Origin of the sequence: Sphingomonas arantia (genome assembly GCF_042682045.1) — a bacterium.
Lineage (GTDB): Bacteria > Pseudomonadota > Alphaproteobacteria > Sphingomonadales > Sphingomonadaceae > Sphingomonas_R > Sphingomonas_R arantia.
Genome location: NZ_JBHUGS010000002.1, coordinates 394,299 through 415,958 on the forward strand (window position 1 = coordinate 394,299; position 21,660 = coordinate 415,958).

22 protein-coding genes and 1 other RNA gene are annotated in these 21,660 nt (G+C 66.7%); 19 read left to right on the forward strand and 4 right to left on the reverse strand.

Features of this window, described 5'->3' with window-relative positions:
* The first annotated feature begins 58 nt into the window (after positions 1 to 58).
* The gene (trmB, locus tag ACFSGX_RS07600; RefSeq protein WP_380928805.1) at positions 59 to 739 is read left to right on the forward strand and encodes a tRNA (guanosine(46)-N7)-methyltransferase TrmB; all 681 of its coding nucleotides are present in this window, start codon (positions 59 to 61) and stop codon (positions 737 to 739) included.
* A gap of 10 nt (positions 740 to 749) precedes the next feature.
* Positions 750 to 962 (forward strand): hypothetical protein, encoded by a 213-nt coding sequence (locus tag ACFSGX_RS07605; RefSeq protein ID WP_380928807.1) that lies wholly within the window; start codon positions 750 to 752, stop codon positions 960 to 962.
* 43 nt (positions 963 to 1,005) lie between these two features.
* On the opposite strand, the gene ACFSGX_RS07610 is transcribed toward ACFSGX_RS07605, so the two are convergent.
* Positions 1,006 to 2,148, reverse strand: a complete 1,143-nt coding sequence (locus ACFSGX_RS07610; protein WP_380928809.1) for a PQQ-dependent sugar dehydrogenase — start codon at positions 2,146 to 2,148, stop codon at positions 1,006 to 1,008.
* A gap of 190 nt (positions 2,149 to 2,338) precedes the next feature.
* Here ACFSGX_RS07610 and rimP point away from each other — a divergent pair, with 190 nt between their 5' ends.
* The 13 genes from rimP to pnp all read left to right on the forward strand — a co-directional run bounded on the left by rimP (position 2,339) and on the right by pnp (position 14,741).
* The gene (rimP, locus tag ACFSGX_RS07615; protein ID WP_157177514.1) at positions 2,339 to 2,896 is read left to right on the forward strand and encodes a ribosome maturation protein RimP; all 558 of its coding nucleotides are present in this window, start codon (positions 2,339 to 2,341) and stop codon (positions 2,894 to 2,896) included.
* A 4-nt stretch (positions 2,897 to 2,900) separates the two neighbouring features.
* Positions 2,901 to 4,526 carry a transcription termination factor NusA gene (gene nusA / locus ACFSGX_RS07620; RefSeq protein WP_380928810.1) on the forward strand — a complete coding sequence of 542 codons (1,626 nt, stop codon included), beginning with the start codon at positions 2,901 to 2,903 and terminating at the stop codon, positions 4,524 to 4,526.
* Positions 4,526 to 4,747 (forward strand): tautomerase family protein, encoded by a 222-nt coding sequence (locus tag ACFSGX_RS07625; protein WP_157177512.1) that lies wholly within the window; start codon positions 4,526 to 4,528, stop codon positions 4,745 to 4,747. The genes nusA and ACFSGX_RS07625 overlap by 1 nt, the downstream gene beginning before the upstream one ends.
* Before the next feature lie 145 nt (positions 4,748 to 4,892).
* Entirely contained in the window at positions 4,893 to 5,609 is a 717-nt protein-coding gene (locus ACFSGX_RS07630; protein ID WP_380930012.1) for a DUF448 domain-containing protein, read from the forward strand.
* A gap of 7 nt (positions 5,610 to 5,616) precedes the next feature.
* Positions 5,617 to 8,433, forward strand: coding sequence for a translation initiation factor IF-2 (infB, locus tag ACFSGX_RS07635; protein WP_380928812.1), 2,817 nt, complete (start codon positions 5,617 to 5,619; stop codon positions 8,431 to 8,433).
* Positions 8,434 to 8,694: 261 nt separating this feature from the next.
* A complete protein-coding gene (gene rbfA / locus ACFSGX_RS07640; protein WP_157177509.1) occupies positions 8,695 to 9,087 on the forward strand; it encodes a 30S ribosome-binding factor RbfA in 393 nt (130 codons plus the stop codon).
* Between the two features lie 31 nt (positions 9,088 to 9,118).
* Complete coding sequence (locus tag ACFSGX_RS07645; RefSeq protein ID WP_380928814.1) at positions 9,119 to 9,385, forward strand: AbrB/MazE/SpoVT family DNA-binding domain-containing protein; 267 nt, start codon at positions 9,119 to 9,121, stop codon at positions 9,383 to 9,385.
* Positions 9,382 to 9,780, forward strand: a complete 399-nt coding sequence (locus ACFSGX_RS07650) for a type II toxin-antitoxin system VapC family toxin (protein ID WP_380928816.1) — start codon at positions 9,382 to 9,384, stop codon at positions 9,778 to 9,780. Before ACFSGX_RS07645 ends, ACFSGX_RS07650 begins: the two co-directional genes overlap by 4 nt.
* On the forward strand, positions 9,780 to 10,361 hold the full coding sequence (locus ACFSGX_RS07655; protein ID WP_380928817.1) for a thymidine kinase: 582 nt from the start codon (positions 9,780 to 9,782) through the stop codon (positions 10,359 to 10,361). The genes ACFSGX_RS07650 and ACFSGX_RS07655 overlap by 1 nt, the downstream gene beginning before the upstream one ends.
* Positions 10,351 to 10,899 (forward strand): GNAT family N-acetyltransferase, encoded by a 549-nt coding sequence (locus ACFSGX_RS07660; protein WP_380928819.1) that lies wholly within the window; start codon positions 10,351 to 10,353, stop codon positions 10,897 to 10,899. Before ACFSGX_RS07655 ends, ACFSGX_RS07660 begins: the two co-directional genes overlap by 11 nt.
* A complete protein-coding gene (gene truB, locus ACFSGX_RS07665) occupies positions 10,884 to 11,840 on the forward strand; it encodes a tRNA pseudouridine(55) synthase TruB (protein WP_380928821.1) in 957 nt (318 codons plus the stop codon). Before ACFSGX_RS07660 ends, truB begins: the two co-directional genes overlap by 16 nt.
* Positions 11,837 to 12,106, forward strand: a complete 270-nt coding sequence (gene rpsO, locus ACFSGX_RS07670) for a 30S ribosomal protein S15 (RefSeq protein ID WP_076068233.1) — start codon at positions 11,837 to 11,839, stop codon at positions 12,104 to 12,106. Before truB ends, rpsO begins: the two co-directional genes overlap by 4 nt.
* Positions 12,107 to 12,359: 253 nt before the next feature.
* On the forward strand, positions 12,360 to 14,741 hold the full coding sequence (gene pnp, locus ACFSGX_RS07675) for a polyribonucleotide nucleotidyltransferase (protein ID WP_380928823.1): 2,382 nt from the start codon (positions 12,360 to 12,362) through the stop codon (positions 14,739 to 14,741).
* 82 nt (positions 14,742 to 14,823) lie between these two features.
* Here pnp and ACFSGX_RS07680 read toward each other — a convergent pair whose 3' ends face one another.
* From ACFSGX_RS07680 to mscL, 3 genes are all read right to left on the reverse strand, one after another.
* Complete coding sequence (locus tag ACFSGX_RS07680; RefSeq protein WP_380928825.1) at positions 14,824 to 17,343, reverse strand: TonB-dependent receptor; 2,520 nt, start codon at positions 17,341 to 17,343, stop codon at positions 14,824 to 14,826.
* 738 nt (positions 17,344 to 18,081) lie between these two features.
* Positions 18,082 to 18,440: a transfer-messenger RNA gene (gene ssrA / locus ACFSGX_RS07685) on the reverse strand.
* A gap of 4 nt (positions 18,441 to 18,444) precedes the next feature.
* Entirely contained in the window at positions 18,445 to 18,891 is a 447-nt protein-coding gene (gene mscL, locus ACFSGX_RS07690) for a large conductance mechanosensitive channel protein MscL (protein ID WP_380928827.1), read from the reverse strand.
* Positions 18,892 to 19,009: 118 nt separating this feature from the next.
* Between mscL and ACFSGX_RS07695 the strand changes: the two genes are divergently transcribed.
* Genes ACFSGX_RS07695 through ACFSGX_RS07710 form a run of 4 tightly spaced genes read left to right on the forward strand, consistent with a single transcriptional unit; the run spans position 19,010 to position 21,640 of the window.
* A complete protein-coding gene (locus ACFSGX_RS07695) occupies positions 19,010 to 19,612 on the forward strand; it encodes a LemA family protein (RefSeq protein ID WP_380928829.1) in 603 nt (200 codons plus the stop codon).
* Complete coding sequence (locus ACFSGX_RS07700) at positions 19,609 to 20,454, forward strand: TPM domain-containing protein (RefSeq protein ID WP_380928831.1); 846 nt, start codon at positions 19,609 to 19,611, stop codon at positions 20,452 to 20,454. The genes ACFSGX_RS07695 and ACFSGX_RS07700 overlap by 4 nt, the downstream gene beginning before the upstream one ends.
* Complete coding sequence (locus ACFSGX_RS07705; protein ID WP_380928832.1) at positions 20,454 to 21,122, forward strand: TPM domain-containing protein; 669 nt, start codon at positions 20,454 to 20,456, stop codon at positions 21,120 to 21,122. The genes ACFSGX_RS07700 and ACFSGX_RS07705 overlap by 1 nt, the downstream gene beginning before the upstream one ends.
* On the forward strand, positions 21,119 to 21,640 hold the full coding sequence (locus ACFSGX_RS07710; protein WP_380928834.1) for an NUDIX hydrolase: 522 nt from the start codon (positions 21,119 to 21,121) through the stop codon (positions 21,638 to 21,640). Before ACFSGX_RS07705 ends, ACFSGX_RS07710 begins: the two co-directional genes overlap by 4 nt.
* Positions 21,641 to 21,660: the final 20 nt, after the last annotated feature.

Consider the following 21,660-nt stretch of genomic DNA (forward strand, 5'->3'; position numbering starts at 1 on the left):
TCGGGCGAAGTCGGACGCGCCTTCCCCTTGCCCTCGTCGTCGGCTAACCGGCGCGGTCATGGAAGATCCCACGACGCTTCGCCGGCTGTACGGCCGCCGCACCGGACATAAATTGCGCGAAGGCCAGGCCGGGCTGGTCGAGCGGATGCTGCCCGAGCTGGCGGTGCCGGAGACCGGACCGATCGATGCGGCGATGCTGTTCGGCGACGACCGGCCGATGCAGGTCGAGATCGGGTTCGGCAAGGGCGAGCATCTGGCGGGCCAGGCGGCTATGCGGCCGGACCACGGTTTCATCGGGTGCGAGCCGTTCCTCGACGGGGTCGTCGGCGCACTGATGAAAATCGATGCGGACGGGATCGACAATGTCCGGCTGCACATGGGCGATGCGCTCGACGTGCTCGAGCGGTTGCCCGATGCCTCGCTGGAGCGGGTGTATCTGCTGCACCCCGATCCGTGGCCCAAGGCGCGCCATGCCAAGCGGCGCTTCATGAACGCCGGGCCCGTCGACCGGATCGCGCGGAAGCTGAAGCCGGGCGGTGAGTTCCGGTTCGGGACCGACCACCCGGTCTATGTCCGCTGGGCCATGATGATCATGGACGAAAGCCCGGATTTCGAATGGCTGATCGACGGACCGCAGGATTTTCTCGTCCGCCCGGACGACTGGCCGGAGACACGCTATGAGCAGAAAGCCCGCAGCAAGGGGCACGAGGTCTGGTACTTCCGGTACCGGCGGCGCTAGTGGTGACGGCATGAAGACGTTCGTGACCGTCCTGCTCGCCGCGCTAATCGGTGCGGTGGGGTTCCACCTTTATTATCTGTCCGCCGCGCGCGACGAGCGGTGCGCGTGGGATCACCGTGTCGGCTGGCGGTCGAGCGATGCGTGCCGGATGCATGCGGTGCCCGCGCAATATGATCGCGCGGCGCAGAAGAAGCTGGATGCGCTGATCGACGACGTTCGGTAGGTGCCGTCATCCCGGATCGGGTCCGGGATGACGGTGTCGCGCCTTACCCCTTCGGTGTCAGGCGCAGCAGGCGGGCGTTGGGGCCGTCTTCCAGCACGTAGACCGCGCCGTCGGGGCCCTGTTCGACCTCGCGGATGCGGGCGCCCATGTCGTAGCGCGCGGCCTCGCGGGCGGTGGTGCCGTCGATCGCGACGCGGATGAGCGCCTTCGACGACAGCCCGCCGATGAACGCATTGCCGCGCCATGCGGGGAACAGTGCGCCGGAATAGATCATGAGGCCGGCGGGCGAGATGACCGGGTTCCAGCTCGCCTTGGGTGCCTCCAGGTCCGGGCGGGTCGGATGGTCGGGGATCGGGCGGCCGTCATAATGGTCGCCGTTCGACACGAGCGGATAGCCGTAGTTGCGGCCGGGCAGGATGAGATTGAGCTCGTCGCCGCCCTTCGGCCCCATCTCCTGCTCCCATAGATTGCCCTTCGCATCGAACGCGATGCCGAGCAGGTTGCGGTGGCCGTAGGTCCAGACCGCGGGGTCGAACCCCTTGGCGGCGAGCGGGTTGCCGGGCGCAGGCTTGCCGTCCGCGGTCAGCCGCAGGACCTTGCCGAGCGTCAGCTTGGGGTCCTGCGCGGGATCGAACTTCTGCCGTTCGCCGGCGGTGAAGAACAGATGCCCGTCCGGCGCGAACGCGATGCGGCCGGAATAATGGCCGTTGCCGTCGACCTTCGGCGTGCGGAACAGCGTCTCGACGTTGTCGAGACGAGCGCCCTTCGCGTCCTGCACGAAGCGCGCGCGGGCGAGGGCAACGCCCTTGCCGCCGGCACCGGCCTCCGAATAGCTGAAGTAGAGCATGTCGGTGCCGGGGCGGAACACGACGTCCATCAGCCCGCCCTGCCCCCCGTCGTCGACCTTCGGCACGCCGGCGACCGAGCGCGCCGCGGCGTTCGGGCCGATGGGGAGATATTTGAGCGTTCCGGCCTTCTCGGTGACGAGGAAACCGCCGCCGGGCGCCGGCGTCATCGCCCACGGGCTGTCGAAGCGCGCGACCTGCGTTTCGGTGAAGTCCTTCGCGGCGAACGGCTGTTCCGCGGTGATCGGTGCTTGTGGGGAGGCAGTCTGGGCGGCAACGGCGACCGCGCCGCCGGCGGCGAGCAACAAGGCGAGGGTGAAGCTGGTGGTCGGTACGCGCATGACTGTCTCCCGGCAGTTTGGTTGGATGCGAAACTCCGCGGCCCCACTTTATGTTGCAGTCTTGCCGCCCCCGGTCGTTTGGCGTAGAGGAAATTCATCTTCTCGACATTGGTAACTTTGGCGAGGTCGGATCCCCCCGGGTCCGGCGATACGGACGCATGCATGACGCATGAAGAGCGCAGGAGCATCGATGGCGGATATCGCCTTGTTGAACAGTCTGATCGAACCGGAGGCGCAGGCCTTGGGTCTCGCACTGGTGCGCGTGCAGATGAACGGCGGCAAGTCCGACCCGACGCTGCAGATCATGGCCGAGCGGCCCGACACCCGCCAGCTGGACCTGACGGATTGCGAGGCGCTGAGCCGCCGCATCTCCGACATGCTGGACGAGAAGGACCCGATCGAGGAGGCGTACCGGCTGGAGGTGTCGTCCCCCGGCATCGACCGGCCGCTGACCCGCCTGAAGGATTTCCAGGACTGGGCGGGCTTCGATGCGCGTATCAAGCTGGTCGAGCCGCGCGACGGGCGCAAGCAGTACGAGGCGTCGCTGAAGGGCGTCGATGGCGACGACGTGCTGTTGTACGTCGAACGCGTCGGTGAACTGACGCTGCCTTTTACCGGTATCGCATCTGCCAAACTTATCTTGACCGACGCGCTCCTCAAGGCCACGGCCCCGCTGAACGCGGACGGCGCCGACGAGATCGTCGAACTGGACGCCGATGACGGCGTCGAACCCACGCAGGAAGGATAGTCCGATGGCCACCGCCATTTCCGCCAACAAGGCCGAGCTGCTCGCCATCGCCGATGCGGTCGCCAAGGAAAAGCTGATCGATCGCGAGATCGTGATCGAGGCGATGGAAGACGCCATCCAGCGCGCCGCCCGTACGCGGTACGGCGCGGAGAACGACATCCGCGCGAAGATCGACACCACCGCGGGCGACCTGCGCCTGTGGCGCGTCGTCGAGGTCGTCGAGCTGGTCGAGGATTATTTCAAGCAGGTGAGCGTCGCAGACGCGCAGAAGCTGCAGGCCGGCGCGGTCGTGGGCGACTTCATCGTCGATCCGCTGCCCAACATTGAATTCGGCCGCATCGCGGCACAGGCCGCCAAGCAGGTCATCTTTCAGAAGGTGCGCGATGCCGAGCGCGACCGCCAGTATGAAGAGTTCAAGGACCGCGCGGGCGAGATCATCACCGGCGTGGTCAAGCGCGTCGAGTTCGGCCATGTCGTCGTCGACCTGGGCCGTGCAGAAGGCGTCGTGCGCCGCGATGCGCAGATCCCGCGCGAAGTCGTCCGCGTCGGCGACCGCATCCGTTCGCTGATCCTGCGCGTCGCCCGTGAAACGCGTGGTCCGCAGATCTTTCTGAGCCGCGCGCACCCCGATTTCATGAAGAAGCTGTTCGCGCAGGAAGTGCCCGAAATCTACGACGGCGTGATCGAGATCAAGGCCGCCGCGCGCGATCCGGGCAGCCGCGCCAAGATCGGCGTCATCAGCCACGACAGCTCGATCGATCCGGTCGGCGCCTGCGTCGGCATGAAGGGCAGCCGCGTGCAGGCCGTCGTGCAGGAAATGCAGGGCGAGAAGATCGACATCATCCCCTGGTCGCCCGACACCGCGACGTTCGTGGTGAACGCGTTGCAGCCGGCGCAGGTCAGCCGCGTCGTGATCGACGAGGAGGACAGCCGCATCGAAGTGGTGGTGCCCGATGACCAGCTGTCGCTCGCCATCGGCCGCCGCGGCCAGAATGTGCGGCTCGCGTCGCAGCTGACCGGTTCGGCGATCGACATCATGACCGAGGCGGATGCTTCGGAGAAGCGCCAGAAGGAATTCGTCGAGAATAGCGGCCTGTTCGAGAAGGAACTGGACGTCGACGAGACGCTGGCCCAGCTGCTGGTCGCCGAGGGCTTCTCCAGCCTGGAAGAAGTCGCCTATGTCGAGGTCGACGAGATCGCCGCGATCGAGGGTTTCGACGAAGAATTGGCGTCCGAGTTGCAGAACCGCGCGCAGGAAGCACTCGACCGGCGCGAGCAGGCCAACCGCGAAGAGCGGCAGGGCATGGGCGTCGAGGACGCACTGGCCGACCTGCCTTACCTGACCGAGGCGATGCTGGTGACGCTGGGCAAGGCGGGCATCAAGACGCTCGACGACCTGGCCGATCTGGCGACCGACGAGCTGATCCTGAAGAAGCGCGTCGAACCGCGCCGCCGCACGCCGAGCACCGATCCCGAGAAGAGCGGCATTCTGTCGGAATATGGCCTGACCGAAGATCAGGGCAACGAGATCATCATGGCGGCGCGCGCGCACTGGTTCGAGGACGAAGAGCCTGCGGCCGAGGCTTCGGAAGAGGCGCCTGCGAACACAGCCGTGGAGGACGACGCCTGATGCCGTTCGTCGACATCAAGGTCGCCGGGCCGCTGACCACCGAGCAGAAGCGCGGGCTGGTAGAGGACGTGACGCGTTCGCTGGTCGAGCGTTGCGGCAAGAACCCGGCGACGACGCACATCGTCATCACCGAAGTCGCGACCGAGAATTGGGGCAACAACGCCATGCTCGTCATGGATCGCAAGCCGCGGGAGGACGCAACCGCGGATGTCCCACGATGATCGCCCCGAGTTCGTAAATCATCGCGATGCGCCCCCGCCTGAAACGGCGGGGGATGTGCGTGCGCCTTACCCAGTAGAGGGAACGGAGTCCGGTGGTCCGGACGCCGATGTCACGGTTGTGCCCGGGACGTTGCTGAGCACGGACGTGGGTTCGGATGCCGAGCCCGAAGAAGATACCAAGGCCAACAAGCATGATCCCGAGCGGCGCTGCATCCTGTCGGGTGTGCGCGCGTCGCGGGAGAAGCTGATCCGGCTTGCGCTCGGCCCCGACGGGTCGATCGCGCCGGACGTGCGGGCGCGGGCGCCGGGGCGTGGGGCGTGGATCGGGGTGGACCGGACGACGCTGGAGACGGCGCTGGCCAAGGGCAAGCTGAAGGGTGCGCTGTACCGCGCGTTCAAGACGCAGGCGTTGACCATCCCGGACGACCTGCCCGCGCGCATCGCCGCAGCGCTGGAGCGCGATGCGCTCGATCGGCTGGGGCTGGAGGCGCGCTCGGGCACGTTGCTGACCGGATCGGACAAGATCGCGGAGAGCGCGCGCAAGGGCGTTGCCAAGCTGCTGCTGCACGCCGCGGATGCCGGCACCGACGGCAATCGCAAGCTGGATCAGGCGCTCCGCGTGGGCCGCGGCGAAGAGGGCAGCGATCTGCGCGGTCTGGTAATCCCGGCGGGCCGTGCCATATTGTCGATGGCGCTGGGCCGCGAAAACGTGGTACATATTGCGCTGATAACGCCGGCTGCTGCCGCGCGAGTCACGCAGGCGCTGGATCGCTGGCGCGACTTTATCGGACGAGAATGGGCGATCGAGCCTTGCGACAGTGCTTCGCAAGGCCCTTCCCCGCTGAATATCGAAGGGTTCTGACGACCATATGAGCGACAACGAAAAGCCGAAGCTTGGTATGCGCGCACCGCTTGGTGTCCGCCGCACGGTCGAAACGGGCAAGGTGAAGCAGAGCTTCAGCCATGGCCGTTCCAACACCGTGGTGGTGGAGGTCAAGAAGGCACGCGTATTCCGCAAGCCCGGCGAGGCGGAGCCTGTGGTCGAGCAGGCGGCACCCGAGCCCATGGCGGCACCCGAAGTGGTGGCCTCACCGACGCCGGTCCCGGCACCAGTTGCGGCACCCGCCCCTGCGCCGGAGCCCGTTGCGGCCCCGGTTGCCGAGCCCGTCGCCGAGGCACCTGCCCCGGTCGCCGAAGCTGCACCCGAGGCCCCTGCCGCGGCACCGGCCTTCCCGCCGCCGCGCGCGTTCACGCCGGTCGCCAAGCCGGTGCCGACGCCGCCCCCGGCCCCGGCTCCCGTGGTCGAAGCTGCGCCGGAGCCGGTCGCGGCACCCGAGCCGACGCCTGCGCCGAAGCCGGTGACCGCAACGCCGCGCCGTGCCCCCGCCCCCGTGCGGACCCCGGCGCGTCAGGCCGCCCCCGCTCGCAACCCGGGCAACGACCTGCTCAGCCGTCAGGAACGCCAGGCCAAGCTGCTGCGCGAGGCCGAAGAGGCACGCATGACGGCGCTGGAGGAAGCGCGCCGCCGCGAGGATCGTCTGCGTGCCGAGGCCGCGGAAGAAGAGAAGCGCCGGATCGAGCAGAACAAGCTGGCGGCGGAAAACCCGACGGCGGCCCCTGCCCCCGCCGCGGCACCGGCCGCCCCTGCGGCTACCGCAGCCGCGCCGACCGGCGAAGCCGCGCAGGCCGAAGCCGGTGCGGATGGGCGTTTCCCGCCGCCGCGTCGCTTCACCCCGTTGCCGACCGCACCGCGTCCGGCCGCAAAGCCCGTATCGCGCGAAAAGAATGCCGACGAGCGTCGCCAGTCGGGCAAGTTGACCGTCACGCGTGCGCTGGACGATGGTGCCAGCGCCCGCACCCGCTCGCTCGCTGCGCTGAAGCGCAGCCGCGAGAAGGCCAAGGGTTCGGGCAACAGCGGTCCGTCGATCAAGCAGGTTCGCGACGTGAACGTGCCGGAAGCGATCACCGTGCAGGAACTGGCGAACCGCATGGCGGAACGCGGGGCCGACCTGGTCAAGGCGCTGTTCAAGATGGGCATGCCCGTCACGATCACGCAGACGATCGACCAGGATACGGCGGAGCTGCTGGTCACCGAGTTCGGCCACAACATCAACCGCGTGTCGGACAGCGACATCGACCTGACGAGCCACGAGGAAGTCGATTCCGACGACACGCAGGTCACGCGTCCGCCGGTCGTCACGATCATGGGCCATGTCGATCACGGCAAGACCTCGCTGCTCGACGCGCTGCGCGGTGCGAACGTCGCATCGGGCGAAGCGGGCGGGATCACCCAGCATATCGGCGCCTATCAGGTGACCGTGAAGTCGGGGAACAAGATCACGTTCCTCGACACGCCGGGCCATGAAGCGTTCAGCGACATGCGTGCGCGTGGCGCCAACATCACCGACATCGTGGTGCTGGTGGTGGCCGGCGACGACGGCATGCGGCCGCAGACGATCGAGGCGATCAGCCATGTCCGCGCCGCGGGCGTGCCGATGATCGTGGCGATCAACAAGATGGACAAGCCGGGTTCGGATGCGTCCAAGATCCGCCAGGCGCTGCTGCAATATGACGTGCAGGTCGAGGAAATGGGCGGTGACGTCCAGGACGTCGAGGTTTCCGCGACCAAGAAGACCGGGCTGGAAGAGCTGATCGACAAGATCGAGCTGCAGGCCGATCTGCTCGAACTGCGCGCCAACCCGGATCGTCCGGCCGAGGGCACTGTCGTGGAAGCGACGCTGGACAAGGGCCGTGGTGCGGTTGCGACCGTCCTGGTCGGGCGTGGTACGCTGCGCGTCGGCGACATCTTCGTGGTGGGTGCCGAGAGCGGCAAGGTCCGCGCGCTGATCGACGACAAGGGCAAGAACGTGAAGCTCGCGCTTCCGTCGATGCCGGTGCAGGTGCTGGGTCTGACCGGCGTGCCGTCCGCGGGTGATCCGCTGTCGGTGGTCGAGAACGAGGCGCGTGCCCGTGAGGTCGCGGATTACCGTGCGAGCGTGATCCAGCAGAAGCGGACCACCTCGGCCCCGGCCAACCTCGAGACGATGTTCTCGGCACTCCGCGAGAAGCAGGCGCAGCAGTTCCCGCTGGTCGTCAAGGCGGACGCGCAGGGCTCGGTCGAGGCGATCGTGGCGTCGCTCAACAAGATCTCGACCGACCTCATCCAGGTCCGGATCCTGCATTCGGGCGTGGGCGGCATCACCGAGAGCGACGTGTCGCTGGCGGCGGCGTCGCGTGCCCCGATCATCGGGTTCAACGTGCGTGCGAACAGCAAGGCACGCGAACTCGCGACGCGGGACGGCGTGGCGCTGAAGTATTACGACGTCATCTACGACCTGCTCGACGAGATCCGCGCCGCGATGGCCGGGCAGCTCGGGCCGGAGTATCTCGAGCATGTCGTCGGTCGTGCCGAAATCCGCGAGGTCTTCTCCGCGGGCAAGCACGGCAAGGCGGCGGGTCTGCTCGTGGTCGAAGGTTATATCCGCCAGAAGCTGCGTGCCCGCGTGTTGCGCGACGACGTCATCATCTACAACGGGTCGATCTCGTCGCTCCGCCGGTTCAAGGACGACGTGCCGGAAGTGCGCGCCGGTCTGGAGTGCGGTATCACGATCGAAGGGTCGACCGACATCAAGGCGGGCGACATCGTCGAGACGTTCGAGGTCGAAGAGCGCGAGCGCACGCTTTAAGCGCTTCGTCCTGAATTCGTCATCCCGGCGGAGGCCGGGGTCTCCCTGCGGCTTGGGCCACCCGGCCACATCGAGATCCCGGCCTTCGCCGGGATGACGGGCTCGCTTCGTTTCGCTAGACAGGGGTCATGCCCAGGCATGATCCCGTCACCCTGCTTGCCCGGATCGCGTTTGCGCCGATCCACCTGTTGTTCAGCGGGATGATGATCCTGATGACGCTGCTGATGCCCCCGCGGCGTCACGACTGACTGGAGTACCGCCATGCGCCCCACCGAAACATCCGAAGGCCGGTCGGTCCGGGCGCTCCGCGTGGGCGAACAAGTGCGTCACGCGCTGTCCGAGGTGCTGATGCGCGGCGACGTGCATGACGACGTGCTGACCAAGCACAGCATTTCGGTGACAGAAGTGCGGATGTCCCCCGACCTGCGCCACGCGACCGCGTTCGTGAAGACGCTGGGCGAGGCGGACGAGGCGGTGATCCTGAAGGCGCTGCGTACCAACACCGCCTATCTGCAGAGCGAGGTCGCGCGACGGGTGAACGCACGGTTCGCGGCGAAGCTGAAGTTCCTGTCGGACGAAAGCTTCGACGAGGGCAGCCATATCGACGCGCTGCTCCGGGATCCGCACATCGCGCGCGACCTGGGGTCCGATTGACCGGTTGGACGGTAAGACGTATCTTACCGGCATGAACGCGCGCACCAGATTGTCGTCGAAGGGACAAATCGTCATTCCGAAGGACATTCGGGATGCGTTGCAACTCGAACCCGGCGAGTTCCTCGACATTGTTCGGGAGGGCCGCCGCATCGTCCTGCAAGCGGCTGAACCCGCGCGCGAGAAGATCAGCTACGAGGAATTCAGGCGACGCATACCGCGGCATGAAGGCCCCGCGGTGACGATCGAAGAGATGAATACCGCGGTCGACGCAATGTTCGCGGCGAAGGGCCGCGAATGAGGGCTGTCGATACGAATGTCGTCCTGCGGCTGATCGTCGCGGATGACGAGGATCAGGCGCGCGAGGCCCAGACGCTCCTCCAGAACGAGGTCCTGCACGTTTCGCTGACCGTCCTCATCGAGGTCGAGTGGGTCCTGCGCAGCGCCTATGGCTGGAAGCGTGAACGGATCGCTGACGTTCTGGCGGTGTTGACCGATCTGGACGGCCTTGTCGTCGATGAAGCTGCGATGGTTCGCTGGGCTGCGGAGCGCCTGGCCCACGGCGCGGACTTCGCGGACATGATCCATCTAGTCGCGACGCGGCATATTAGTTGCTTCGTCACGTTCGACCGTGGGCTTGCCCGCAGGGCTGGCGTTGACGCCCCCCTGCCCGTTGAAACGCTGGGCGTGTCCTGATGGCGAAGCTGTATTTCTACTACGCGTCGATGAATGCGGGGAAGTCGACGATCCTGTTGCAGTCGAGCTTCAATTATCGCGAGCGTGGGTTGAACACGATGTTGTTCACCGCGGCGCTGGATGATCGGTATGCGGCGGGGATGATTACGTCGCGGATCGGCTTGTGTGCGCCCGCCATGACGTTTGATCGCCAGACCGCAATCCGGGCGTGTGTCGAGGCGCAGCATGCGGCGACCCCGCTCGCCTGCGTGTTGGTGGACGAGGCTCAGTTTTTGACGCGGCACCAAGTGTTGGAACTGGCGCAGGTTTGCGACGAGGTCGGGATACCGGTGCTGGCCTACGGCTTGCGCACCGATTTTCGGGGGGAGTTGTTCGAGGGGAGCGCGCATCTGCTGGCGCTGGCGGACACGCTGACCGAGATCAAGGCGATCTGTGCTTGTGGGCGGAAGGCGACGATGAATTTGCGGGTCGATGCCGGCGGGCGCGGGGTGCGTGATGGCGACCAGACCGAGATCGGCGGGAACGACCGCTATGTCGCGCTGTGCCGGCGGCATTATATGAAGCAGAGCCGTGCGCGGTGATTTGAACCGCCTGATCGCGCCGATCGATGCGCCGGGGTTGCACCTCGAGCAGCTTGGCGATGCGCATCGCGAGTTGCTTCGCCCGCTCTGCCCCGCGGACGATCCGGTCTGGGAAATCTATCCGACGTCCTACGCGCCGGAACGGTTCGACGCGAGTTTCGCGGCGATGCGCGCGGATCAGGGCCGGCGGCCGTTCGCGCTGTTCGCGGATGGCGCGATGGTCGGCATGTCGGGGTATCTGAACGTCGATACCGCCAATGGCGTCCTAGATATCGGCGGCACTTACCTGACCCCCTCGGCCCGCGGCACGGGCCTGAACCGGCCGATCAAGCATCTGCTGATCGAGCGGGCGTTCGAGGCGGGTTTCCACCGCATCCAGTTCCGCATCGACGCGCGGAACGGCCGGTCGATGGCGGCGGTGGAGAAGCTCGGCGCGGTGCGCGAGGGCGTGATGCGCCGCGATCGGATCACCTGGACCGGATATGTCCGCGACAGCGTGATGTACGCGATCCTCGCCGACGAATGGGTTCCTGCGTGAACGGCTGGCTGGTGATCGACAAGCCGCTCGGACCCGGATCGACGCAAATCGTGTCCGCGGTGAAGCGCGCGCTGCGCTCCGGCGGCTATGCGAAGGTGAAGGTGGGCCATGGCGGCACGCTCGATCCGCTGGCAACGGGCGTGCTGCCGATCGCGCTGGGCGAGGCGACGAAGCTGGCCGGGCGGATGCTCGATGCGGACAAGGCATACGATTTCACGATCGCGTTCGGGGCGGCGACCGATACGATCGACCTGGAGGGCAAGGTGGTGGCGACGTCGGATGTGCGGCCGAGCTTGGCGGAGTTGCTGGCGGTGCTGCCGCGTTTCACCGGGCCGATCGAGCAGGTGCCGCCGGCGTATAGCGCGATCAAGATCGACGGGGAGCGTGCCTATGACCGGGCGCGGGCGGGCGAGACGTTCGAGATCCAGACGCGTGGGGTTACGGTCTATGCGCTCGAGGTTGTGGCTCCTGCTAAGGCTGCCTCGACTTCGCTCGGCATGGACGGGGTTGAGGGTTTGTCGGAGATCACCCTCACCGCGCGCGTGTCGAAAGGCACCTATATCCGCAGCCTCGCACGCGACATTGCCGAAGCGCTGGAGACCGTCGGGCATGTGACCATGCTCAGGCGCACGAAAGCCGGGCCGTTCGTGCTCAGACAGGCGATATCGCTGGACAAACTGGCCGATCTGGGACAGGACCGCGGCGTGCATCATGCACTCCTGCCGTTGACGGCGGGGCTGGACGACATCCCGGCCTTTTCCGTCACCCCCGATCAGGCAGGTGCGCTCCGCCAGGGGCGCAAGCTGATCGGGATCGCCGTACCACCCGGCCTGCACCTCGCGCTCGACGCCGGCACCCCTGTGGCGCTGGTCGAACAGGGCGAAAGCGGGATACGGGTCGTGCGCGGTTTCAATTTAGTCGATGTCGAGGACATAGCATGACGATCACCGCAGAACGCAAGACCGCCCTCATCGCCGAACATGGTCGCAGCGAAGGCGACACGGGCAGCCCCGAGGTCCAGATTTCGATCCTGACCGAGCGGATCGTCAACCTGACCGAGCATTTCAAGGGCCATGCGAAGGACAACCACTCCCGCCGCGGCCTGCTGATGATGGTGAACAACCGTCGCAGCCTGCTCGATTACCTGAAGAAGAAGGATGCGCAGCGCTACACCGATCTCATCGGCAAGCTCGGCCTCCGCAAGTAAGGAAAAGGCGCCGAAAGGCGCCTTTTTCATATCCCCGCGGCATGCGGGGATCCAGTTCCACGGTCGACCGGAACTACCGCCTATGCGGGGTACGAACGACCGCAGATAGGACGAACGGCAATCCGGCCATCGTCCACAGGGGGCCCCAGGGCATCCCGAACCGCGCGGGCCGGTCATCGTCCGCACCGATCCACATGGGATCGGATAGAGGCCCCGGCCGCATCGGGCGTGCCGGCAATCCTGAGGAAACCGAATGTTCGATATCCAGAAGAGCGAAATCCAGTGGGGCGGCCAGACGCTGACCCTGGAAACGGGCCGCGTTGCCCGCCAGGCCGACGGCGCGGTCCTCGCGACGCTCGGCGAGACGGTCGTGCTGTGCGCGGTCACCGCCGCCAAGTCGGTCAAGGACGGGCAGGACTTCTTCCCGCTCACCGTCCACTACCAGGAAAAGTACAGCGCCGCCGGCCGCATCCCGGGTGGTTTCTTCAAGCGTGAGCGTGGCGCCACCGAGAAGGAGACGCTGACCAGCCGCCTGATCGATCGTCCGATCCGCCCGCTGTTCCCGGAAGGTTTCTACAACGAAATCAACGTCATCTGCCAGGTTCTGAGCTATGACGGCGAGAACGAGCCAGACATTCTGGCGATGATCGCCGCATCGGCCGCGCTGACCATTTCCGGCCTGCCCTTCATGGGCCCGATCGGTTGCGCCCGCGTCGGTTACAAGGACGGCGAGTACATCCTCAACCCGTCGAACGAGGCGATCAAGGACAGCGATCTGGACCTGATCGTCGCCGCCACACACGGCGCGGTGATGATGGTCGAGTCCGAAGCCAAGGAGCTGTCGGAAGACGTCATGCTCGGCGCCGTCGTGTTCGCGCACGACGCGAGCCGCCTGGTCATCGACGGCATCATCGACCTGGCCGAGAAGGCCGCGAAGGATCCGTGGGAATTGCCGGCGCTGGACGACAGCGGCGACCTGAAGAAGCAGGTCAAGAAGCTGATCGGCAACGGGCTGGACAAGGCCTACAAGCTGACCGGCAAGGCCGACCGCGTCGCCGCGATCGCAGAAGCCAAGAAGGCGATGCACGAGCATTTCAAGGATGCCGATGCCGCGACGCGCCTGAAGGCGAACAAGCTAGGCAAGAAGCTGGAAGGCGACATCGTCCGCACGGCGATCCTGAAGGAAGGCCGCCGCATCGACGGACGCGACACGAAGACCGTGCGCCCGATCGAATCGATGGTCCACTTCCTGCCGCGCGCGCACGGTTCGGCGCTGTTCACCCGCGGCGAGACGCAGTCGATCGTCACCACGACGCTCGGCACCGCCGATGCGGAGCAGATGATCGACGGCCTGAACGGGCTGCATTACGAGCGCTTCATGCTGCACTACAACTTCCCGCCCTACTCGGTCGGTGAAGTCGGCCGCTTCGGTGCGCCGGGCCGTCGCGAGATCGGTCACGGGAAGCTCGCCTGGCGCGCGCTGAACCCGGTCCTGCCGACCAAGGAAGAGTTCCCGTACACGATCCGCGTCCTGTCCGACATTACGGAGAGCAACGGCTCCTCGTCGATGGCGACGGTCTGCGGCGGGTCGCTGGCGATGATGGATGCGGGCGTTCCGCTGAAGCGTCCGGTGTCCGGCATCGCGATGGGCCTGATCCTGGAAGGCAAGGAGTTCGCCGTGATCTCCGACATCCTGGGCGACGAGGATCATCTCGGCGACATGGACTTCAAGGTGGCGGGCACGTCCGAGGGCATCACCAGCCTGCAGATGGACATCAAGATCGCCGGCATCACCGAGGAGATCATGAAGGTCGCGCTCGCGCAGGCGCATGAAGGCCGTGCCCATATCCTGGAGGAGATGGCCAAGGCGCTCGACACCACCCGGACCGAGCTGTCGGCGCACGCGCCGCGGATCGAGACGATGACGGTGCCGAAGGATAAGATCCGCGATATCATCGGCACCGGCGGCAAGGTGATCCGCGAGATCGTCGCCACCACCGGCGCGAAGGTCGACATCGAGGACGACGGCACGATCAAGATCGCATCGTCCGACCCCGAGAAGATCGCAGCCGCACGCAAGTGGATCGAAGGCATCACGCTGGAAGCCGAGATCGGCAAGATCTACGACGGCAAGGTCGTCAACCTGGTCGACTTCGGCGCGTTCGTGAACTTCATGGGCGGCAAGGATGGTCTGGTCCACGTGTCCGAGATCAAGAACGAGCGGGTGGCCAAGGTCTCCGACGTGCTGTCCGAAGGGCAGGACGTGAAGGTCAAGGTCCTCGAGATCGACCAGCGCGGCAAGGTGCGCCTGTCGATGCGCGTCGTCGATCAGGAAACCGGTGCCGAGCTGGAGGATACCCGTCCCCCGCGCGAAGCCGGTGACCGTCCGGATCGCGGCCCGCGCCGTGAAGGCGGCGGTGGCGGTGGCGACCGGGATGGTGGCCGTGGCCCGCGTGGCGGCGGTGGCGGTGGCGGCGGCGATCGCAACGATCGCGGCCCGCGCGGCGGCGGCGGCGGCGACCGTGGTGGCGATCGTGGCCCGCGCCGCGACCGCAACGACGGCGACCGTCCGGATCGCGGCGGCAGCAACGAAGAGACGACCTTCGCACCCGCGTTCCTGACGCGCGAAGACTGATCTTCGTCAGCCTTGCTACGAAGCGAAAGGGGGCCCCGCGGGGCCCCCTTTTTGCGTCGGCGGCTGGTGGCGTTGCCTCGACCTAGAAGCGCGTCTTGACGGTCAGACCGTAGGTGCGCGGGTCGGCGGGTTGGCCGACGATCAGGCCCGTGCTGCCCGACTGGGTGGCGAGGATGTCGTAATAGTTCTTGTCGAGCGCGTTGCGGACCCAGCCGAAGATGTCCCAGCCGTCCGCCACGCGGGCGCCCGCCCGGAAGTTCGCGACCGCGTAGCGGGCGATGTCGGTGTAGGCGGAGCGCGAGGGATTGGACGAGAATTTCGAGCGGTAGTTGCCGTCGAACGCGGCGTAGACCTGCCCCTCCCGCCCGAAGAATGTGGCGGGGATGTTGTATTCAGCGCCGTAGGAGGCGGCCCATTTCGAGATGCCGGGCAGCCACTCGCCGGAGATGTCGCAGTTGGCGGGGCTAAGGCCGCCGGGGGTGCCGGGCGCGCTGGGCGTCTGGCCGGCGGTGACCGTCGTGCCGCCGGACAGTTCGGGCGGGCACGGGGCGTCGACGAACTTGACGTATTCGTGGTCAGTGAAGGCGCCGCTGGCGTAGACCGTCAGCCGCTCGCTCGGCCGCATCGAGAAGTCCGCCTCAATCCCGCGGACCCGGACCTTGTCGGCATTGGCGAGGTAGCCGCGCAGCACGCCGAGCTGGCCGTTGGTGACGGTCGCCTGGTAGTTGCCGATCTCTGTCCAGAACGCGGCCAGGTTGAACGTCGCGCGGCGATCGAACAGCTGGGTCTTGAGGCCGAGTTCGTAGTGGTTGACGTTCTCGGGTTTCACCGTTTGGGTGGCGAGGATCGGGCGGTTGTTGGCGTCGAGCGGCAGGCCGGCGAGGTTGATGCCGCCGGACTTGAAGCTCTTCGCATAGGTTGCGTAGCCGAGCACGTCGCGTGCGAATTCGTAGGAGGCGGTGAAGTCGCCCGACACGTTCCAGTCGGTGAATTTCGGGTTGTAGCTTTGCGGCGGCAGCGTCGCGCACTGATCGCGCAGGATGGTATTGGTCGACGGGATGACGGTGCAGTCGATCGCGACCCCCTGCCCGTTCGTCACGACGGAGACATAGTTGCCGGACTTCCGGTCGTAGTTCACGCGCAGCCCGGGTTGCAGCTTCAGCCGGTCGGTGACCTTCCAGCTGAGCTGGCCGAACGCGGCGAGGCTGGTCGATTTGAACAGGATGTCGTTGGACGAGGTCAGGCCGTTCAGGACCGCGGGGTTGTTCGCGTTGGCACTGGTCGGGTTGAGCAGCCAGCGGCTGGCGGCGGCGCCCTGTTCCTGGACGCCGGTGGTGTGCTGTTCCTGGTGATAGGCGAACAGGCCGGCGACAGTGTCGATGCGGTCGCCCGACACGGCGTAGCGCAGTTCCTGGGAATATTGGTCCTGCTTCGACGGGTTGTTCGACCGCGTGGTGATCGGCAGGCCGGTGAAGTCGCGGTCGTTCGACGGCTTCCAGTTCCAGAAGCGCCAGGCGGAGACCGAGGTCAGCGTGCCCGGGCCGACATCCCATTCCGCGCGGAGCGAGGCGCCGCCGATTTCCTGGAACGCGTCGAGCGGCGTGTCGAGATCGGTGACGCGGTCGAACGCGTTCGTGCTGGGCGGGACATAGCCGAACGCGGCGGCGAGGCCGGCGAACTGACGGTTGAGCGGGCGTTGTGTGGCCCCGGTGCGGACGTAGATCTGCGCGCAGCATTCGGGGTCCTGGCGGTTATAGTCGCCGGACAGCGTGAGTTTCAGTGCGTCGGTGGCGCGCCAGAGCAGCGAGCCGCGGAAGCCGAGATTGTCCTGTTCGTTGACGCGCCGGCCGCTCGTGACGTTGTAGATCGTGCCCTTCCGGTCGGTGGTCGACGCCGCCAGCCGGATCGCGAGTGTGTCCGCGATCAGTGGGCCGGAGATGGACGCCTTGGCCTGGACGAAGCCGAGATTGCCGACGGTGGCCTCGGCGCGGCCCTCATATTCGAAGCTGGGGGCGCGCGTCGTGATGTTGATCGCGCCGGCGGTGGTGTTCTTGCCGTAGAGCGTGCCCTGCGGCCCGCGCAGCACTTCGACCTGTTCCACGTCGAGGAAGTCGAACGTCGCCGCCGCGATGCGGCTGTTGTAGACCTGGTCGATATAGACGCCGACGCCCTGTTCGATGCCGTCGTTGGTGAGCCCGAACGGCGCGCCGAGGCCGCGGATGTTGGCGGCGGAGTTGCGCGGGTTGGTCGAGTAGAATTGCAGCGAGGGTTGTAGCTGGGTGAGCTTGGCGACGTTGAAGCTGCCGGTCGCCTCCAGCGCGCGCGCGTCGACGACGGAGATGGCGAGCGGGACGCTCTGGACATTCTCGCTGCGCCGGCGGGCGGTGACGAGGATGTCGAGCGGGTTGGGTGCTTCAGTCGTCGCGGCGGGGGCCGGCGCAGCGCCTGACGTTAGGCCGGGTTGGGCTGCGACCGGTTCCGCTGTCGCGGGTTCAACCGCAGGTTGCGTGACGGGTTGGTCGGCTGCGGTCGTGGTCGCAGCGGCTGGCTGGGCGAAGGCTGCAAGTGCCGAGCCGGCGCAAAGGATGGTTCGGAATGTCATGGTAAGGCCCCCTGGTCTCGCACGCAGCGTGACCCGCCCCCCTCACGGCCCGACGTCGTGAGGGGAGCGGGTCGGAGGCGAAGCGCCTCCGGACCGGATGATGGCATCATTCCCAACTGGATTGGTAGAGATAAAAGTTTGCGGCGGGCAATTTGGGTTTGTTGGGGAGGCGGGCGCCCTTTCCCGTTTGGTTTGAGCCTGTCGAGAACCTTGCGTGGAGTTCTCGACAAGCTCGAACCAAACGGGGTGGGGTGTGAGTTGGGGTTCTCGACAGGCTCGAACTGAACGGTGTTTGGGGAAGCGGTCTCGGCTTGCTTATATCGGGACTTGGCTTGCTGACCTACGTCAGCCCTCACCCCGTTCGTGCTGAGTAGAGGTGGAGTAGTGCCCTTGCGCGTATCGAGGGCTCGTATCGAAGCATGGTGTTCGAGGCTGGGACCGATCCTTCGATACGGGCCTTCGGCTTCGCTCAGTCCCTACTCAGGACGAACGGTGGGTTCGAGGGTTCGAGGCTTCGAACCCTCCCACTCCGTCCATGCCGGGCGAAGTCGCTCTTCCCCGCGCGCAGCCCAGGGGCGCTGTTGGCTTCTCGGCTTCGCTCGAAGGATCCCTCGACTTCGCTTGAGACCGGCGGATCTGGTCTAAGCACAGATCGGAACTGCAGGACTAAACCAGCAGCGTCTCGCCAAATTAAAAACAAGTGGGGAGCTTCTGTTGCTCGGTGCCCCCCGTACCGCCGGTGTCCGCTTCTGTTGCCCGGTGCGGCCCCAACCGCGCTTTTGTCTGTTTAACTTCGTCCGTTAGGACTTAGTTACGCAGCAATCGCGAGTGCCTCGTTGTCGTTAGCACTTGTGGTTGTGATCGGTTTTACGGCTCAATCAGGCCGGGCAAAAATATCGTCTTTCAACACACGTCGATCCTAGTTCGGCCCCGTCACAATCGGCGCCGCCCGTCTAGGGTCGGGTGCGCCGATGATGGTGGAGCCGCCGGGTACTGCCCCCGGGTCCGCTGCGTCTATGTCACGACATCATTTATCACCATAGCCGGGCGAACCCGGCATTGGCGATATAGGATGGTGCGCGACGCGGCGCAATATGTCGGTCAGATGACGGGCGGGCGGCCCTGACGCAGGGCGTCGCGGATTTCGCGAAGCAGCAGGATCTCGGTCGATTCGACCACGACCGCAGGCTGTTCCGGCGCCTTCGGGATCGCGCGGTTGACGGCACGCACGACCAGGAAGATCACGAACGCGACGAGCAGGAAATTGACCGCGACGGTCAGGAACTCGCCGTAACCGAGCAGCGGGACGCCGGCTTTCTTGAGCGCCGCATAGTCGTCCAGCGATCCGGTATAGTCGGCGGGCACGGCACCCATCTTCAGGAAATAGCTGCTGAAGTCGAGGCCGCCGAAGATGCGGCCGATGACCGGCATGATGATGTCGTCGGTCAGCGATGTGACGATCCGGCCGAACGCGGCGCCGATGATGACGGCGACCGCCAGATCGAGCACGTTGCCACGGCTGACGAACGCCTTGAATTCGGTAAGCATCGACGGTCTCCCTGTTTCGCCCGCGATCTGGCATCGGCGGTGCCGGCCGGGCAAGCAGTTATTGCGGGCCGGCGGGGCGCGCGGTAGACCGCCGTCCGAGACCTCCGAGGGGAACATCATGCCGCATCCGACCCGTCGCCGCATCCGGTTGCTCGTTCCGTTCGCCGCGCTGATGCTGTCCGCGTGCGGCGTGAACAGCGTGCCGACCGCGGAGGAGACCGCCAAGGCGCGCTGGGCCGATGTGCAGAACGAATATCAGCGGCGCGCGGACCTGATCCCCAACATGGTCGCCACGGTGAAGGGTTATGCCACGCAGGAAAAGGATGTGCTGACTCAGGTGACGCAGGCGCGCGCGAATGCGACGGCGATCAACGTGCGGACCGACGATCCGGAATCGCTGAAGCGGTTCGGCGCGGCGCAGGGCGAGCTGTCCGCGGCGCTCGGCCGGCTGATGTCGGTGACGGAGAATTATCCGGACCTGAAGTCGAACGCGAACTTCCTGGCGTTGCAGGCGACGCTGGAGGGGACCGAGAACCAGATTCGCATCGCGCGGCGCGATTATAACGAGGCGGTGCAGGCGTATAATACGCGCATCCGGACCTTCCCCGACGCGATCGGCGCGAAGATCTTCTACGGCGCCAAGCCGATGACGCCGTTCGAGGCGACGACGCCGGGTGCGCAGACCGCGCCGACCATCGACTTCTCGCCGAAACCGGCATGATGCGCGCGTGGCGGGCGCCGGCGCTGCTGGTCGCGCTCGCCCCCCTGCCCGCGGTCGCGCAGACCTTTCCAAAGTTCACGGGGCTGGTCGTCGATCAGGCGAACGTCATCCCCCCGGCGGACGAGACGGCGCTGACCGCCAAGCTGCAGGCGTTGCAGAAGGATACCGGGCGGCAGCTGGTCGTCGCGACGATCGCCGACCTGCAGGGGTATAGCGGCGAGGATTATGGGTACCGCATGGGTCGCGAATGGGGTGTCGGGGTGCGCAAGATCGACAACGGCGCGATCCTGTTCATAGCGCCCAACGCGCCGGTCGGACAGCGCGACGCGCGGGTCGAGGTCGGCTACGGCCTGACCCCGGTGCTGACCGACACATTCTCGAGCATCGTCGTGAACACGGTCATCCTGCCGCGGTTCAAGGCGGGCGACATTCCGGGCGGGCTGACGGCGGGCACGGACGCGTTGATCGCGCAGCTGCGGCTGCCCGATGCGGCGGCGAAGGCGAAGGTGGACGCGGCGGCGAAGAAGTATGACGCGGAGCATAAGAACGGCGGCGGGATCCCGGTGGAGATGATCTTCGTCGGACTGGTGCTGCTGTTCGTGCTGTTGTCGATGATGCGCGGGCGCGGCGGTGGTGGCGGGCGGCGGCATCGGGGCGGCGGGATGCCGGTGATCCTGTGGGGGCCCGGCCTCGGCGGTGGTTTCGGTGGGGGTGGTTTCGGCGGCGGCTTTGGCGGCGGCGGGGACAGCGGTGGTTCGTCCGGCGGCGGCTGGATGGGCGGCGGCTTCACGGGCGGCGGCGGCGGATCGTTCGGCGGCGGCGGGGCATCGGGGCAATGGTGATGTTCGCCCTCTCCTCGGCGGACAGTGCGCGCATCACGCAGGCGGTGACCGCGGCGGAGGCGGCGACGGACGGCGAGATCGTGCCGATCGTCGCGGCGCGGTCGGACAGTTACGGCGATGTCGTGCTGCACTGGGCGTTGCTCGGCGCGCTGGTGGCGATGGCGGTCGCGGCGGCGCGCCCTGCCCTGCTCGATGCGATCGACGCGCTGTTCCGCGGCGGCTGGTCGATCGAGGCGGCGCCTCGACTGACGATCCTGCTGTTCCTCGTGGTCGCGCTGTTCCTGGTCCTGCGGTTCGTGATCGGTCTGCCGGCGCTACGCTATGCGCTGACGCCGGGGGCGACCAAGGCACGGCGTGTGCGGCGGCGGGCGGTCGACCTGTTTCGCGTCGGGGTGCAGACCCATACCGCCAACCGCAACGGCGTGCTGCTCTACCTCTCGCTGGCCGAGCGCCGGGCGGAGATCGTCGCGGATGCGGCGGTCCACGCGGTGGTGCCGAACGAGCGTTGGGGCGATATCCTGTCCGCGCTGCTCGAGCAGGTCCGCGCGGGCCGCGCCGCCGATGGCATGATCGCGGCGATCGAGGCGGTTGGCGAAACGCTCGCGACGCACTTCCCGCATTCCGCGCGCGATGCGCCCGAACTCCCGGACAGGTTGATTCAGCTATGACCGATGCACCCGTCGAGACGATGTGGGAGGGGCGTTACATCGTCGTCCGGCGGCGCGGGCCGTGGGAATATGTCGGGCGGGCACGTGGGATCGGCGCGGCGGTGATCGTGGCGATCGACGACGGGCATGTCCTGCTGGTCGAACAATATCGCGTGCCGTTACAGGCGCGCTGCCTGGAACTGCCGGCCGGGCTGGTCGGGGACGAGAGCGAGGGCGAACCGGTCGAGGTCGCCGCGGCGCGTGAGCTTGAAGAGGAGACCGGGTACCGGCCGCAGCATGTCGAGGCGCTCGGGCGGTTCGCGTCGTCGCCGGGGATGGTGTCCGAAACCTTCATGCTGGTGCGCGCGACCGGGCTGGTCCGGGTGTCGGACGGTGGTGGTGTGGCGGGTGAGGATATCGTCGTTCACCGCGTGCCGCTGGGCGAGATCGCGGCATTCGTCGAGGACGCGCGGGCGGCGGGGATGGTGATCGACGTGAAGCTGTTGCTGCTGCTCGGCGGGGGGATGCTCGCGGGCTGACGGAACGACGCGGGCTGCGC